The following is a 15,648-nucleotide window of genomic DNA, read 5'->3' as shown; positions in this document are numbered from 1 at the left end:
GCGCTGCTCGCTTGAGGACCCAGAATTGCCCGCCATGCTGCCCGATCTCCCTGCTGAAGAAGCCGCCGACGCTGGCGACGCGGGGGCCTACACCATGCCCGCGTCTCTGAGTGATCTGCATGTGCCGCAGCTGGGACGCTTCCATTTGCTCAAGCGCTTGGGCGAAGGTGCCCAGGCCACGGTCTGGCTGGCCCATGACCCGCGTCTGGATCGCGAGGTGGCGCTGAAAGTCTTGCATCCGCCCAGCGATGGCCGCAGTGTCGATGAGTGGCTTCATGAGGCGCGTGCCGTCAGCCGCTTGAATCACCCCAACATCGTGCCGGTGTTCGAAGCCGACATCCAAGATGGCCAGGCCTATCTGGTGTTCGAATATGTCGCCGGAGGTTCTCTGGCCGACCGCTTGAGCCGCCAGGTGGACGGTGGCGGAGCTTTGCCCACCCGCGTGGCGGTCGAGCTGAGTCTGGGCCTGCTTGACGGCTTGCAGGCGGCCCACCAGGCCGGCGTGGTGCACCGCGACCTCAAACCCAGCAACATTCTGATCGATGCCAAGGGCCGGCCGCGGGTGATGGACTTCGGCATCGCCGGGCGCCTGAGCGCGCCGGAGAAGGGCGCACAAGTCCAGGCGCCGCAGCGCATCGTCGGCACGCCGGCCTATCTGTCCCCCGAGGCGGCGCGTGGCGAAGCGCCGGCCCCCTCCATGGACGTGTTCGCCGCCGCCATCCTTCTGGCCGAAATGCTCAGCGGCCAGCGCCTCAACCACGACGCCGACCCCTGGGCCTCGGTGCGCCGCCTGCGCGAGCAAGAGCTGCTGCTGCTGCCGCCGGGCCTGGGCCCCGAGGTGGACGACGCCTTGCGTGCCATCGTCCAGCGCGGCCTGGCCCGCGATCCAGCCCAGCGCTGGCCCAGCGCCCAGGCCATGCACGATGCCCTGGCGCGCTGGCTGCACCCCGAGGCTGCGCCGGAAGCGGCAGCCGCCCAGGGCGAGGGCGCAGCCCTGGAATTCCTGCTGCGCCGCATGCGCATCAAGAGCGATTTCCCGGCCATGAGCCAGGCCATCAGCCGCATCCAGCGCCTGACGCAGTCCGAGCATGAAAGCCTTGCCAGCTTGTCCAACGAGATTCTCAAGGACGTGGCGCTGACGCAGAAGCTGCTGCGCTTGGTCAACACCGTGCAGTTCCGCCACACCAGCGGCGGCGCCCAAGGTGGCATCAGCACGGTCTCGCGCGCCGTGGCCCTGATCGGCTTTGGTGGCATCCGCAATCTGGCCCTGTCCCTGATCCTGCTCGAGCGCATGGAGAACCAGACCCATGCCCAGGCCTTGCGCGAGGAATTCCTGCGCTCCTTGATGGCCGCGTCGCTGGCGCGCGAGCTCTGTGTCAACAGCCCGGAAAGCGAAGAGGCCTTTCTGGCCGGCATGTTCTATCACCTGGGGCGTTCGCTGACCGAGTTCTATTTCCCGGAAGAAGCACGCCAGGTGCGGCGCATGCTCAGGCCGGAAGCCGGCGAACCCGGCGAACGCCCGCTGCCGGCGCTGAGTGAGGCCAGCGCATCCATCCAGGTCCTGGGTATGAGCTATGAGCAGCTCGGCCTGGGCGTGGCCCGCCAATGGGGCCTGCCCGATGGCTTGCAGGAAAGCATGCGCCGGCCTGGCGGGGAGCCGCCGCAGCGCTGGATCGAAAAGCCGTCTGAACGCCAGCGCTGGCTCGCCCATGCGGCCAATGCGGTGGCCGACGTGATCCTGCACACCGAGCCGGAGCAAGCCCATGCCAGGGTCCACGCCATGGCCCAGCGGCACGCCCGGGCCCTGGGTGTCAGCGCCGCCGATTTCGACCAGGCGGCCGACCGCGCCCGTGCCCGCCTGAGTGAGATGGCCGAGGCCATGGGCATTGCCCTGCCCAAGGGCTCGCCGGCGCGCCGCTTGCTGGCACCGCTGCAGCCGGCGCCCGACGATTCCTTGAGCCCCCACCAACTGCAAGCCACCCAGGTGCTGGAGCCCACCCTCAGTCTCAGCGGCCAACAGCTGACGCGCGAGCAGGCGGTGGAGATGATGGCTTCGGGCATCCAGGACATCACCAATGCCATGGTGGATAACTTCAAACTCAATGAAGTCCTGCGCATGATTTTGGAAACCATCTACCGCGCCATCGGTTTCCGGCGCGTGGTGTTCTGCCTGCGCGAGCCCAAGAGTGAACAACTGACCGGCCGCTTCGGTCTGGGCGAGGGGGTCGAGGCCGTGGTGCCGGCTTTCCGTGTGCCGCTGCGCCTGGCCAGCGGCGGTGCGGTGGACCTGTTCACGGCGGTCTGCCACAAGGGCGCCGACACCTTGATTGCCGACGCCTTGGCCGTCAATATCGCCGAGCGCCTGCCAACCTGGTACCAGGGGCCGGTGGCCGCGCCAAGCTTTCTGCTGCTGCCCATGCTGCTCAAGGGCCAGCCTTTCGCCATGATTTACGCCGACAAGGCCAGGGCCGGCGCCATCGACCTTGGCGAGAAAGAGCTGGCCTTGCTGCGCACCTTGCGCAACCAGGCGGTGATGGCCTTCAAGCAGGTGAGCTGAGCCGGCCCTGCTGGCCTTGCGGGGCGAGGGTTTTCCTGGCTCGGCTAGACTGCGGGCCCCATTCCAGAAGCCCGTCCAGCCGCCATGTCCAGCCCCGTTCAAGAAGCCACCGTGTTGCAAGCCCTGCAGACCGTGATCGACCCCAATACGGGCAGCGATCTGGTGTCGGGCAAGCAGATCAAGAACCTGCGCCTGAGCGGTGCTGATGTGAGCTTCGAGGTGGAGCTGGGCTATCCGGCGGCCAGTCAACATGGCCCCTTGCGCGCCGCCCTGGAGGCGGCCGTACGCAGCCTGCCCGGCGTCGGCCAGGTGAGCATCACCATCGGTAGCAAGATCGTCGCCCATGCGGTGCAGCGCGGCGTGCAGCTGCTGCCAGGCGTGAAGAACATCATCGCCGTGGCCTCGGGCAAGGGCGGGGTGGGCAAGAGCACGACCGCCGCCAATCTGGCGCTGGCGCTGGCCGCCGAGGGCGCGCGCGTCGGCGTGCTGGACGCCGACATCTATGGCCCCAGCCAGCCCCTGATGCTGGGCGCCTCGGGGCGTCCCGACAGCCTGGACGGCAAGCTGATGGAGCCAAAGCTGGCCCATGGCCTGCAGCTGATGTCGATTGGCTTCCTGGTCGAGGAGGACCAGGCCATGATCTGGCGCGGCCCCATGGCCACGCAAGCCCTGGAGCAGCTGCTGCGCCAGACCCGCTGGCAGGACCTGGACTATCTCGTGGTGGACATGCCGCCCGGCACCGGCGACATCCAGCTGACCCTGAGCCAGCGCGTGCCGGTGACCGGCGCCATCATCGTCACCACGCCCCAGGACATCGCCCTGATCGATGCCAAGAAGGGCCTCAAAATGTTCGAGAAGGTCGGCGTGCCCATCATCGGCCTGGTCGAGAACATGGCCGTTCACATCTGCACGAACTGTGGCCATGCCGAGCACATCTTCGGCGCCGATGGTGGCAAGAAAATGGCCGCGCAGTACGGCCTGGACTATCTCGGCGGCCTGCCCTTGGCTCTGTCCATCCGTGAGCAGGCCGATGCCGGCCGGCCCTCGGTGGTGGCCGAGCCCGAGGGCGAGATTGCGGTGCTCTACAAGGCCCTGGCGCGCAAAGTGGCGGTCAAGATTGCCGCTCAGGCCAAGGATTACTCGGCCAAGTTCCCAAGCATCTCGATCTCCAGCGGAACCTGACACCCGGTCTGCTGGCGGCGCATCCCCCAAAAGGTGGATTCAGTGCTGCCAGCCTCCTGCCGAAACACGCAGAACGCTGGAAGAAAGAGAGCAGCCCGCCGCGTCGGGCCAAGCGCTTCGCCGGCATCGTGGTCGCCGCCTCCGAGGCGCGACAGGGCAGGAACGAGCCTTGGTGCATGACCTCAGGCTGCTGATGCAGAGCTTGCGAGTCGCTGTGACCAGGGTCGGCCTCGCATCCCCTGGCGCCTCCTCAACGGTGACCTCTGTCATCGCGATGATCCGTTCAGGGGGTTACATGCACACCGTCAAACAATTGATTGCCCGGGCCTTGTTGGCCTTGTTGGCGGCCGCAGCATTGCTGCTGCTGGCCGTCTACCAGCTGGATCGCAGCGGGCGAGAGTTGCAGGCCGCTCAGGAGAGCCGTTATCTATCGTCCTTGCTGGCTGACGAGCTGCGCCAGAGTTCGGACGATCTGACCCGCCTGGCGCGCACCTATGTGATGACCAGCGACCCGATGTGGGAGCAGCAGTATTTCGAAGTGCTGGATGTGCGCAATGGCAAGAAGCCGCGTCCCCCGGGCTACGAGAAGATCTACTGGGACTTCCGCGCCGCCGGCCGCGCGCCTCAGCCCGCAGCTGGAAATGCGACCCAGAAGCCTCTGCTCGAGATGATGAAGGCCGCCGGTTTTACCGACGCGGAGTTTGCCAAGCTCAAGGAAGCCGCGGCCAACTCTGACGATCTGGTCAAGACCGAGACCATCGCCATGAACCTGGTCAAGGGCTTGTATGACGATGGCAGCGGGCAATTCACCCGCAAGGGTGAGCCCGATCTGCCGCGCGCCCAGGCCATGATGCATGACCGCAATTACCACCAGTACAAGGCCAAGATCATGGCGCCGGTGGATGAGTTTTTGCGCCTGCTTGACGGGCGTACCGAGGCAGCAGTAGAGCAGGCTCAGGCTGCCCAGGCACGTTGGTCCGTGATTGCTCTGAGCTTGCTGCTGGGTTTTGTCGCCCTGGCCATGGGGTCCCTGACTTACGCTTGCCGCTGGGTGGGGCAGCGTCTCGGTGGCGAGCCGCAGGAAGTGATCGAGGCGGTCAAGCGCATCGCAGCCGGCAATCTGCTGCAGCGCTCCCACAATGCCGGTGCTGACCCTGGCAGTGTGATGGGGGTGCTGGATCAGATGGTCGAGCAGTTCGCGCGCGCGGTCAGCCAGGTGCGCAGCGGCACCGACGGCGTGGTCACTGCCAGTGCTGAGATCGCCCAGGGCAATAGCGATCTGAGCACCCGCACCGAGCGCCAGGCCAGCTCGCTGCAGCAGACCGCTTCCTCGATGGATGTGCTCGGCAGCACCGTGCGCCAGAACGCCGACAACGCCCGCCAGGCCAATCAGCTGGCGCTCAACGCCAGCACGGTGGCCGTGCGCGGCGGCGAGGTGGTCAGTCAGGTGGTGGACACCATGAAGGGCATCAACGACAGCTCGCGCCGCATTGCCGACATCATCAGCGTCATCGACGGCATTGCCTTCCAGACCAATATTCTGGCGCTCAATGCGGCGGTGGAAGCCGCCCGCGCCGGCGAGCAGGGCCGTGGCTTCGCCGTGGTAGCCAGCGAGGTGCGTGGTCTCGCGCAGCGCAGCGCCGAAGCGGCCAAGGAAATCAAGACTCTCATCAGCGACAGCGTCGAGCGTGTCGAACGCGGCAGCCAGCTGGTCGATCAGGCCGGGCTGACCATGGACGAGGTGGTGGGCGCCATCCAGCGCGTCACCACAATAATGGGCGAGATCAGCAATGCCAGCAGCGAGCAAAGCGCCGGTGTGGCAGAAATCGGCCAGGCCGTCACGCTGATGGACCAAAGCACGCAGCAGAACGCCGCCCTGGTGGAACAGAGTGCCGCCGCTGCTGAAAGCCTGCGTCTGCAGGCCCAGCATCTGCAGCAGGCGGTGTCGGTGTTCACCGTGGCTTGAGGGTGGAAGGAGCGAGGCTTCAGGTCAGGCCCAGCGCCGCCTGCAGCCGCTCCGGTGAGTAAGGTCGCGGCTCGTCGGGCCAGGCCTTCAGCAAGGCCAGCATGCGTGCATTGAAAGGTGCTTGGCGGCCCAGCCGGGCGGCCAGACGCATCACCTCACCGCAGAGCTCATCGATTTCGCTCGGTCGCCCCTTTGCCAAGTCATCGGCCATGCTGGAGCGGGCGTGTGCGTCGATCTGCAGCATGCGTCGCGCCAGCAGACGAAAGATTGGCGTCGGCAGGCGCAGCAGGCCGGGCAGGGCGCTGGCGGGCAGCGGCGTGAGGCGCGCCAGAGGCTGGCCGGCGGCGGCGAGCAAGGCCAGGGCCTCGGCCTGCAGGGCGGCCAGGCAGCGCCGGTAGCCGCCCTGCATCAGCTGCTCGCGCAGCGGCAGGCCTGACAAAGCATTGATCGGGTTGTTGAGGTTGAGCAGCAGCTTGGCCCATTGCACGGCGAGCAAGCGGGTCGGGTCGGCCTCCAGCTGCAGCGCCAGGCCCTGGCTGGCCCATGCCGCTTGCAGCTGGAGCAGCAAAGCCCGCAGGGCTGCGTCCTTGCCGCTGGCCATCAGCAGCTGGCCAGCGCTGCCCCGGTGGAAGTGGCCCGGCACCTGCTCGGCCACGTTGAAGGGCACCATGGCCCCATGCCAACTCAGATTCGGTGCCAGTGCTTCGGCCTGCTCGGCCCGGGCCACGCCGTTCTGCATCAGCCAGACCGGGCTGCCCGCTGGTAGCCTTGCTTGCAGCTGGGCTGCGGCTTCCGCGGTGGCGCCGGTCTTCACGCACAGCAAGGTCAAGGCCGGTTTGAAGCCGGCCGGCAGTTGATCCAGCAGCTGCAGTTCGGCCGCGGGCAGCCGCCAGGCTCTGTGTTCGAGATCGCTCAGTTGCAAGCCCTGGGCTTGCAACTGAGTCCGTATGCGGGGGCGGGCCAGCAGCAGCACCGGCAGGCCGGCCGCTTGCAGCAGGCCGCCTAGAAAACAGCCGACCGAGCCCGCGCCGAAGATCAGCACCGGGCCGGCCGTAGCCGGCCAGACGGGGCTTTCCGTGCGAGTGGGTCGCAAAACCTCAGGTCGCCGGGTGGGCCAGGTCGCGCAGATGGGTAGGCCCCACGCGGGCCTCGATCTCGGCCAGCATGGCGCGGCCCCAGCCCAAGGCGAACAAGGCCTCGCCAACCACGAACATGGGGCCTACCAGCAGACCGACCAGATCGTCGACAAAGGCCGGCTTCTTGCCTTCGTAGTAGTGGCCGACGAACTGGATGATCCAGCCCAGTACAAAGCTGCCCAAGCCCCAGGCCAGCCACTGGGCCCCGCTGCCGGCAGCCAATGGCTCGGCCAACGCCATCAGCACGCCGTTGACGGCGCTGACGGCCAAGCCCAGCACCAGATTGCCGCGCGTCAGATACCAGGCCGTGCTCAGGGCCCAGACCGCCCAGGCTCCATTGGTCTGCAGCCCAAAGGCTTCGAGTTGAATCCTGGCCAGCAGCACACCTGCGGCAAACACGATCAGTGGAATGCCGACGAAGTGGGTGGCGATATTGCGCCGATCGCGGTGGTAGCTGGCGTACTGGGCCATCAGATCGATGGCGGGGCGGAATGGGCTGGCGGCCATGGCTGGCTCCTTTGGTATGCGTCTTGGAGGAGATGCTATCGCAAGCGCTGCCCATCGCACTGTCAGAATGATCCCGTAAGTTCCCTGCTGTGAGGCCTCAGCCCTTGAAGAATCCCGAGAAACGCCGTCGGTGCAATACCCTGCTCCTGAGCTTGGCGGCTGCGGCCTTGTGCAGTGCCTGCGCGACCGTAGCGCCGCCGAGCCCCATGGCGGAGGCGGCGAGCCTGCCGGAGTTCGCCGTGGCGCAAGCGCAGCTGGAGGGCTTGGCCGGCGGGCGCTTGTACCGACTGGACCCTGCCGCCAGCCGGGTCCATATCCATGTGTTCCGGTCCGGCCGTGCGGCTGGACTCGGGCACAACCATGTGCTGGCTGCGCCGCAGGTCCGTGGCCTGCTGTGGTGGCCTTTGGATGCCGAATCGCAAGCCCCGGCTCTGCGCGGCGCCGAGGCGGCTCGTTTTGAGCTGTCGTTGCTCCTCGATGAGCTGCAGCTCGATCCGCCCGAGCTGCGCGCCGCATTGGGCCCGGGCTGGGCCTCGCTGCTGAGCCCCGAGGCCGTGGCCGCGACCCGGCGCAATATGTTGGGCGAAGCCGGCTTGCAGGCCGAGCGCTTTCCCGAGTTGCGCATCCAGGGCCTGCAGTTGATCGGCGAGGTGCCCAAGCTGGTGGCCCGCTGGGCGCTGAGCCTGCACGGCCGCACGCGCCAGTACGAAGTGCCCTTGCAAGTGGTAATGAGCGCCCAGTTGGTGCGGCTGAGCGGGGCCTGGGTGCTGCGCCAGAGCGACTTCGGTCTTCAGCCTTTTTCGGTGGCGGGCGGCCTGTTGGCGGTGCAGGACGAGTTGGTAGTGGAGTTTGATCTGCTGGGAGGTTGATGAACCAGCGAGAGCCGCCCCTCAAGTCTTGTAGGGCTCAGAAAACACGGTCGCCGACAAGCGTTCGGCGACTGTCAGCTTTGCTTGTTTCTTCCTCATGTCTTCGCTTTGACGCAGTCACCGACGTGAATGTCTTCGGCGAGACACCTACTCAAATTCGGGCATAGGCCAGCTACCATATCGCCCGCCGCCCTTCGGCAACTGCCGCGCTGTCGGTTGCCTCTGCCGCTCATCGTTTCTGTCCTTTTTGCGCTCGTCGCTTCTTCATCATGCTCTTCACCACAGCGGCATTCCTGCTGCTTTTTTTGCCGATTGTTTGGTGCGGCTTTTTCCTGATTGGGAAATGGCGTGAGTCTTGGGCAGCATCATGGCTGTTTCTGGCTTCGATGGTGTTTTACGGTGTTTGGATGCCGCAGTACACCTTGTTGCTGCTCGCTTCGATTGGACTGAATTTTTATCTCGGACAACGAATCGGTGAAAGTCGGGCAAGCAACTCTGCCAGCGCAAAAGCCTGGTTGTGCTTGGGCGTGAGCATCAATTTAGGCCTGTTGGCTTACTACAAGTACGCCAACTTCTTCGTTGACAACCTGAGCGCAGCATTCGATTTGCACTGGCAGATGAGCCGTGTGTTGCTGCCAATTGGCATTTCATTTTTTTCATTCACGCAGATTGCCTTCTTGGCCGATGCTTATCTCAAGGGTGTGCGGGAACTTCGTTTCAGCCACTATGGTTTGTTTGTCACCTATTTCCCCCATCTGGTGGCCGGACCGGTGTTGCATCACGCTCAGATGATGCCGCAGTTTGCTGATTCGAAGACATACCGATTGAATGGCGCCAACGTAGCTGCCGGACTCTGTATTCTTTTGATGGGTCTATTCAAAAAGGTGGTGCTCGCCGATGGTATTGCACCCTACGCCGATGCTATTTTTAAGCCCGCAGATGCCGGACTGACGCCGGATTCGCTTGAAGCCTGGGTGGCGGCTGTGGCGTACTCGCTGCAGCTGTATTTTGACTTTTCCGGTTACTCTGATATGGCCATCGGAATTTCACTGATGTTCAATGTCAGGTTGCCATTCAACTTCAATTCTCCTTACAAGGCTGAGAACATCAGCGATTTTTGGCGGCGTTGGCATATCTCTTTGTCGAATTTTCTGCGTGACTATCTCTACATCGCCTTAGGGGGGAATCGCAAGGGCGCGGTTCGCCGCTACCTCAACCTGGCTACGACGATGGTGCTGGGTGGCTTGTGGCATGGAGCGAGTTGGTCATTTGTGTTGTGGGGGGCACTGCACGGGGCCTATTTGATGCTCAACCATGGCTTCCGGGCGCTTTGTGGCCCGGTTTTGTCCCTTCGTCTCGGTCGCAATCCTGTATACCGCCTGTTCGCCTGGTGCTTGACCATGGTTGCGGTGGTGGTCGCTTGGGTGTTTTTTCGCGCCGAAACACTTGCCGGTGCCATGCGCCTCTTGGAGGCAATGGTGGGTGTCGGACCTAGCCCCGCGACGGAGAATACGTCCATTCATAGCTTGCTCTGGGCCGCTGGCTTGCACATGAATGTCGCTTGGTGCTGGTGCTTGGCGCTGGGCTTGTGGGCCGCGTGTGCTCCCAATTCCAATCGCATCGGACTGTGGATCCAGCGTGAACTGACCGCGCGATGGTCTTGGCGCAACTGGGCACTTGGGTTCTCTGTGTGCCTGATTTTTGCCATGATGGTGGTCAATGTCGCCCGGGATTCCGTGAGTGCATTTATTTACTTCAACTTCTGATATGCGGCGCAATTTGACTGGTTTTGTGGCGGGGGTCCTGTCTGCTTTGCTGCTGCTGGAGCTGGTCTTGCGGTTCCTGCCGGTTTCAACAGCGACCTTGAATGGACGATATTTGGACCCGATGTTGCTGACTTACCCTCCTGGGCACCGCTGGGTCAGTTCGACGGGGTGGGATTTGCGCAATGCCCAACACTTGCAGGCCAATAACTTTGGTTTTGTTGCGGGTGTCGATTTTGTAAAAGACTCATCAGCTCTTGCCTTCATTGGCGACAGCATGATCGAAGCCTCGATGCTGAATGCCGAGCAGCGACCTGCGGCGCAACTGGCCGCTGCGCTGGCACCCCGCCCCGTCTATGCTTTGCCGGGTCCGGGGTCTTCTTTGCTTGATTATGCGGAGCGAATTCGCTGGGCTCACGAGAATTTGGATAGCCAGGATTTCATCGTTTTTCTGGAGCGTGGCGATTTGATTCAGGCCGTTTGTGGCTCTGGTCAAGTGCATGGCTCATGCTTTAATAAAAGCAGCGGAAAAATTGACACCGAAATAGGTGCAGAGCCCAATTTTTTAAAACGGCTGTTCCGCCATTCGGCCACAGCTCAATATTTCATGGGCCAGCTGAAATTGAGTCCTCAGCGTCTGCTCAAGCAGGCCGTTGCCCAAACACATCCGGAAGGGGCTCCGGTAGGAGCGTCCAGCTTGTCACCATCTGCTGAGTTGTCAGCCGAGGAGAAGGCAGTTGCGAAGCTGTTCTTCGAACGTGTGAAGCCCCATGTGCATGGTCGCTTGCTGTTGGTCATGGATGGTGATCGCGCCAGCATGTACCAGGGACACAGCACGGTCCATCCCAGGGTCGAGTTCTTGACTCAAATGGCCCGAGATCATGGCGCGGGTTTCATCGCGCTGGATGAAGCCTTTGCCCTGAATTACCGCGAGCGTGGGCTGAGCTTTGACGTGGGGCCTTACGACGCACACTTGAATCCCGACGGAGTGCGCGTGGCCATGAACGCGATTGCCCGGGCCTGGAATGAGCGGCCCTGAGCGCTTGATCAGCGCAGGCGCCGGCTCATCAAATCTTTGTCCACCAAGCGGCCGTCGGGCATTTTGATGGCGCCCATCAGGCGGCCGTAGCGGATGAAGCCGCAAGTCTCATAGAGGCGCACGGCGGCCAAGTTGCTGGCGGTGACGCTGAGTGTCACCAGCTCCAGCACCGGCTCGCCTTCCAGCAGCATCAGCGCGCGTTGCAGCAGCTGCCGGCCGACGCCGCGGCCATGCAGGCCGTCGCTGACCATCATGCCCACGATGTGGGCAACATGGCGCACCTTGACGCGCGCCTCATGCTCGCAGCTGATGGCACCCACTAGTCGTCCGTCGAGCCATGCCGTCAGCGTGAAGAGGTTGGCGCCGCCGTCACCGCCGCTGAGGCGGCCGCGGTAGCTCTCGGCATCGCGCAGCAGCTCGGTGCGGGCGTCGGAGGTGAAGGCCTCGGGGTGGCCGGCCAGCATGCCGTCTCGCAGCTGCTTGTAGGCCGGCAGGTCGGCCTCGCGCATCAAGCGGATCTGACAGTCCAGCCGGCTGCTATGGTGCGATGGTGTGGTGCTCTCAAGCATGGTCTTGCCACGCCTGCAGTTCGCGCAGGCTGTTGATGTTGAGAAAGGCCTGCGGGTCGCCGGGCTGATCAAAGGCGACCGCGACATGGTTCTGTGCCGCTTGCCATTGCTGCAGGCGCCGGCCGCCCCGCGCAAGAAACTCGGCGGCGCTGTCGGCCAGGCGGCGGTGCATCAGGCAGAAGACCGGCTCCGCCTGCCCGGCGCAGCTGGGAAAGGCCAGCTCGGCGCCGCTGCTGACCAGGGCTGCGGCCAGGCGCTCGCCCAGGTCCAAGGGCAGGAAAGGGCTGTCGCAGGGCACGCTGAGCAGCCAGTCGCTGCCGCAGGCCCGCAGACCGGCCAGCATGCCGGCCAAGGGGCCGGCGAAGTCCGCATCGGCATCGCGGACGACGGGGCATCCGAAGCGGCCGTGCTCGGGCAGCGCCTGGTTGGCGTTGATGAGCAGGGTTCCGACCTGTGGCTGCAGCCGCTCCAGCACGCAGGCCAGCAGCGGCCGGCCCTTGAACACTTGCAAGCCCTTGGCCACGCCACCCATGCGGCGACCCAGACCTCCGGCCAGCACCAGGCCGGTGATGTTCTCGATGCCGTCGGGACGGTCGCTGCCCACCATGGCTCAACCGCCGATGTAGTGCATCTCGATGCGGCGCTCGCCGGCCGGCGGCTCGCCCAGGCCTTGGCTGCGCAGCTGCGAATAGCGGTCGCTGCGTTGCGACCAGAGGCCAGCCACCGCGGCCTCGATCTGCGCATCCGTGGCCGGGCTGCGCAGCAGGCTGCGCAAGTCCTGGCCGCGGTGGGCGAACAAGCAGGTGTAGAGCTTGCCTTCGGTGGACAGGCGGGCCCGGTTGCAGTCGCTACAGAAGGCGCGACTGACACTGGAGATCAGGCCGATCTCGCTGCTCAAGCCCTGGCGGCTGATGCGCCAGCGCTGCGCGGTCTCGCCGGGTGCGCTGGCCGACAGCGGCTGCAGATCGAACTGCTCGCCCAGGCGTTCCAGCAGCTGGGCCGAGGGCAGCACCTCGTCCATGCGCCAGCCATTGCTGGCGCCGACATCCATGTACTCGATGAAACGCAGCTGTACGCCGGAGCCCAAGAAATGCTGGGCCATGGGCAGGATCTGGCTGTCGTTGACGCCTTTCTTGACCACCATATTGACCTTGATGGGCCCCAGCCCGGCCGCTTGCGCGGCGGCGATGCCGGCCAGCACCGAGGCCACCGGGAAGCCGACATCGTTCATGCGCTGGAAGATGGCGTCATCGAGTCCGTCCAGGCTGACGGTCACGCGCCGCAGGCCGGCCTGCTTGAGCCGTTCGGCCATGCGTTCCAGCAGGGATCCGTTGGTGGTCAGGGTCAGATCGAGGGGCCGGCCGGCCGGTGTGCGCAGCTCGGCCAGCAAGGCAATCAGGCGGTCGACATGCTTGCGCAAGAGGGGCTCGCCGCCGGTCAGGCGGATCTTCTCGACTCCGAGTGCCACAAAGCTGCGCGCCAGCCGGGTGATTTCCTCGAAGCTGAGCAGCTCGCTGTGCGGCAGGAACTCGTAATGCTTGTCGAAGACCTGCTTGGGCATGCAGTAGCTGCAGCGGAAATTGCACCGGTCGGTGACCGAAATGCGCAGATCGCGCAGGGGGCGACCCAGCAGATCGTGCGGCGGGCCGACTTCGCCCGAGGTCGGTGCGGCAAGCGCGGCCGAGATGGCGGACCGAGGCGAACTCTCGCTCTGGCGCAGATCGACGATGGGAATCACAGGCTTGTTGACCATGCGGCCCATTGTGCCCGCTGCACGGAAGCCCGGCCTGGCAAGGGCCGGTTTGGCCCGGCCGGAGCTGCCTGGCGCACAGCCGTGACTATCACCCCAAGAGGGGGCTTGCCCTCGGCGCGCGCAGCAGTTGGAATGCGAGGCATGACCGGCGTACTCCATCCTGACTTACCTCATTTCATCGCTTTCGGCGCCGTCTATACCGAGCTCAGCCGTAGCGGCCCTGACCTTTGGCGCAGCCGCAACCGCGGCGCGCCCTGGCAGGTGGCCGTGGCCCTGTCCACCCTGGGCGAACTCAGCGCCTTTGCCGGCGCCATCAGCCAGGACCAATTCGGCCAGGAAATCTGGATCGACAGCAGCGACGCCAACCTCGATCTGCGCTTCATTCAGCAACTGCCCAAGCCGCCCTTGCTGGCCCTGAGCCGCGCTGATGAAGCGCCGCAGTTCTTTGTCGGCCAGGACAGTGCCGACCTGCATTTCCGCCCCGAGGGCTTGCCCAGTGCTTGGCTCAAGGCTTTGCGCTGGGCGCATTTCGGCGGCTTGAGCCTGGTGCGCCAACCGCTGGCCATGCGCTTGCTGGCCCTGGCCGAGGGCTTGAAGGCCGAGGGCAAAACACTCAGCTACGCGCCCGAGTTCAGCCTGCAGATGGATTCGCGCTATGACGAGACTCTGGAGCGCATGTGCCGCCTGGCCAATGTGATCCAGGTCTCCGAAGCCGAGTTGCGCGGGCTGTTTCGCGCGCAGGACTACCGCCTGGGCTTGGCCCAGATCAGCGCCTGGAACCCGGATGCCGTGCTGCTGCTTCAGCACGACGTGGCCGGTCACGCCACGCTCTACCGCGGGCGCGAGGAATGGCATGGGCAGATTGCCGACCACGAGGCGGTCGACCCGGTCGGTGCGCGGGAATCCGGTCTTGCCGGACTGATCTTCAGCTGCCTGCATCACCGGGAGGCCCCGACTCAGCAGCATTTGCGCTGGGCCGTGGCCGCCGAAGCCGCGGCCTGCGGCGCGGCGGGCTTTTGCCCGCCCTCGGAAGCCTTGGTGGCCACGCTGGCGGAGCGGGTTTTGCTGAAATCGGGGCTGTGAGCGGGTCTGAGCTCGCCTTGCCGAGCGTCTCTTCGCATCAGCCGGCTCTTGAAGGCTCCACCGCAGCCAGGGGGACAGCCTCGCCCCATTTGCGCGCTTCTGGCTGGCATGAAACCCATCTGCGCTTCAGTGGCCGTGGTGCTGACTACTTTCGAATCTGGGTGCTCAACACCTTGCTTAATCTGCTCAGTCTGGGCTTGTATTCGCCCTGGGCCAAGGTGCGCAAGGCGCGCTGGTTTGCCCAGCACACCTGGCTGCTCGACGACAACTTTGACTACCACGCCGACCCGCGTCGTCTGCTGCTGGGCCGGCTGGTGGCCTTGCTCTTGCTGGTCGGCAATGGCTATGCCTTTATGTGGTCGAAGACGGCCGGCTGGCTGATGGTGGCCGTCTTGCTTCTGCTGGGCCCGTTGCTGTTCGCCAGTGCCCAGCGCTTCCGGCTGGTCAACAGCAGCTGGCGCGGCCTGCGTTTCGGCTTTCAGATGCCGCGGCACCGGGCTTACTGGATCTGCCTGCCGGTGCTGCTGCTTTGGCAGCTCAATACCGTGCCTGAAGAATTCGGTCTCGAGCTTCGCTTGAACCACGGCAACGTGCTGCTTCTGGCCTTGATCTTCGCGATCGTCGGCCCCTGGGCGCATGCCCGGCTCAAGGCGGGCCAGCACAGCTGCGCCCGCTTTGGCGGGCGGCGCTTCGCCTACCGTTCCAGCATGTGGGAGTTTTACAAGCTCTATGCCCTATTGACTTGCTTGCTTTGTCTGGCTCTGTTGCTGCAGTTCCTGCTGGCGAGCATCGTCCTGCAGGGCATGAGTCGGTGGCCGGAACTTTCAGCCTGGCTAGCGCCTTGGATGCGCTATGCCAATGTGTGGGTCGGCATCTTGGTTGGCGCCGTGGTCTGGCTGTTGGTCTGGCCGTTTTTCGCGGCCCGTCTGCAGCGGGTGGTCTGGGATCGCACACGGCTGGGGCCGGTGCGCTTCGTGGGGGAGATGAAGGCCTGGCCTTTGTGGCGCATGACCTTGTCGCAGATGCTGCTGGTGGTGTTGAGCCTGGGCCTCTACTGGCCTTTTGCGGCCGTGAGGCTGGCGCGCTATCGCATCGAGTCGCTCAAGCTTCGTTCCATGCGCCCATGGGCGGAGCTGGAATTTCAGTCATCGCGCGCCGCCGCCGGCTCGACGGTGGCCGAAGGTTCGGCCGATCTGTTCGGCCTGGACCTGGGATGGTGAGCAC

13 protein-coding genes are annotated in these 15,648 nt (G+C 64.8%); 8 read left to right on the top strand and 5 right to left on the bottom strand.

Features of this window, described 5'->3' with window-relative positions:
- The first annotated feature begins 34 nt into the window (after window positions 1–34).
- The 3 genes from LNV23_RS09645 (at window position 35) to LNV23_RS09635 (ending at window position 5,705) form a co-directional block, all read left to right on the top strand.
- Window positions 35–2,557 (top strand): serine/threonine protein kinase, encoded by a 2,523-nt coding sequence (locus tag LNV23_RS09645; RefSeq protein ID WP_263562798.1) that lies wholly within the window; start codon window positions 35–37, stop codon window positions 2,555–2,557.
- A gap of 84 nt (window positions 2,558–2,641) precedes the next feature.
- Window positions 2,642–3,739: an iron-sulfur cluster carrier protein ApbC gene (gene apbC, locus LNV23_RS09640; RefSeq protein WP_263562797.1), complete on the top strand. Its 1,098-nt coding sequence runs from the start codon at window positions 2,642–2,644 to the stop codon at window positions 3,737–3,739.
- 295 nt (window positions 3,740–4,034) lie between these two features.
- Window positions 4,035–5,705, top strand: a complete 1,671-nt coding sequence (locus LNV23_RS09635; protein WP_318023222.1) for a methyl-accepting chemotaxis protein — start codon at window positions 4,035–4,037, stop codon at window positions 5,703–5,705.
- A gap of 19 nt (window positions 5,706–5,724) precedes the next feature.
- Here the strand turns inward: LNV23_RS09635 and LNV23_RS09630 are convergent, their stop codons facing one another.
- Together LNV23_RS09630 and LNV23_RS09625 are read right to left on the bottom strand one after the other, a co-directional pair.
- A complete protein-coding gene (locus LNV23_RS09630) occupies window positions 5,725–6,798 on the bottom strand; it encodes a 2-dehydropantoate 2-reductase (RefSeq protein ID WP_263562796.1) in 1,074 nt (357 codons plus the stop codon).
- Between the two features lie 4 nt (window positions 6,799–6,802).
- Entirely contained in the window at window positions 6,803–7,348 is a 546-nt protein-coding gene (locus tag LNV23_RS09625) for an Mpo1 family 2-hydroxy fatty acid dioxygenase (protein ID WP_263562795.1), read from the bottom strand.
- Between the two features lie 104 nt (window positions 7,349–7,452).
- On the opposite strand from LNV23_RS09625, the gene LNV23_RS09620 reads away from it, so the two are divergent.
- From LNV23_RS09620 to LNV23_RS09610, 3 genes are all read left to right on the top strand, one after another.
- Entirely contained in the window at window positions 7,453–8,217 is a 765-nt protein-coding gene (locus LNV23_RS09620; RefSeq protein ID WP_263562794.1) for a YceI family protein, read from the top strand.
- A gap of 269 nt (window positions 8,218–8,486) precedes the next feature.
- Window positions 8,487–9,983, top strand: coding sequence for an MBOAT family O-acyltransferase (locus tag LNV23_RS09615; protein WP_263562793.1), 1,497 nt, complete (start codon window positions 8,487–8,489; stop codon window positions 9,981–9,983).
- Window positions 9,958–11,019, top strand: coding sequence for a hypothetical protein (locus tag LNV23_RS09610; protein ID WP_263562792.1), 1,062 nt, complete (start codon window positions 9,958–9,960; stop codon window positions 11,017–11,019). The genes LNV23_RS09615 and LNV23_RS09610 overlap by 26 nt, the downstream gene beginning before the upstream one ends.
- Window positions 11,020–11,027: 8 nt before the next feature.
- On the opposite strand, the gene LNV23_RS09605 is transcribed toward LNV23_RS09610, so the two are convergent.
- From LNV23_RS09605 to moaA, 3 genes are read right to left on the bottom strand one after another with little or no spacing between them, the layout of a single operon-like run.
- Entirely contained in the window at window positions 11,028–11,588 is a 561-nt protein-coding gene (locus tag LNV23_RS09605) for a GNAT family N-acetyltransferase (RefSeq protein ID WP_263562791.1), read from the bottom strand.
- Window positions 11,581–12,195 carry a molybdenum cofactor guanylyltransferase MobA gene (gene mobA, locus LNV23_RS09600; RefSeq protein WP_263562790.1) on the bottom strand — a complete coding sequence of 205 codons (615 nt, stop codon included), beginning with the start codon at window positions 12,193–12,195 and terminating at the stop codon, window positions 11,581–11,583. Before mobA ends, LNV23_RS09605 begins: the two co-directional genes overlap by 8 nt.
- A 3-nt stretch (window positions 12,196–12,198) precedes the next feature.
- Window positions 12,199–13,341 carry a GTP 3',8-cyclase MoaA gene (gene moaA, locus LNV23_RS09595; protein ID WP_263562789.1) on the bottom strand — a complete coding sequence of 381 codons (1,143 nt, stop codon included), beginning with the start codon at window positions 13,339–13,341 and terminating at the stop codon, window positions 12,199–12,201.
- Window positions 13,342–13,482: 141 nt separating this feature from the next.
- Here moaA and LNV23_RS09590 point away from each other — a divergent pair, with 141 nt between their 5' ends.
- Entirely contained in the window at window positions 13,483–14,424 is a 942-nt protein-coding gene (locus tag LNV23_RS09590; protein ID WP_263562788.1) for a PfkB family carbohydrate kinase, read from the top strand.
- Window positions 14,425–14,513: 89 nt separating this feature from the next.
- A complete protein-coding gene (locus LNV23_RS09585; protein WP_263562787.1) occupies window positions 14,514–15,644 on the top strand; it encodes a YjgN family protein in 1,131 nt (376 codons plus the stop codon).
- Window positions 15,645–15,648 lie beyond the last annotated feature (4 nt).

It is taken from the genome of Kinneretia sp. DJ1R-11, assembly GCF_025717595.1.
GTDB lineage: Bacteria > Pseudomonadota > Gammaproteobacteria > Burkholderiales > Burkholderiaceae_C > Paucibacter_A.
Note: the sequence above shows the minus strand (reverse complement) of the source record. Positions and strands in the feature narration are given on the sequence as shown.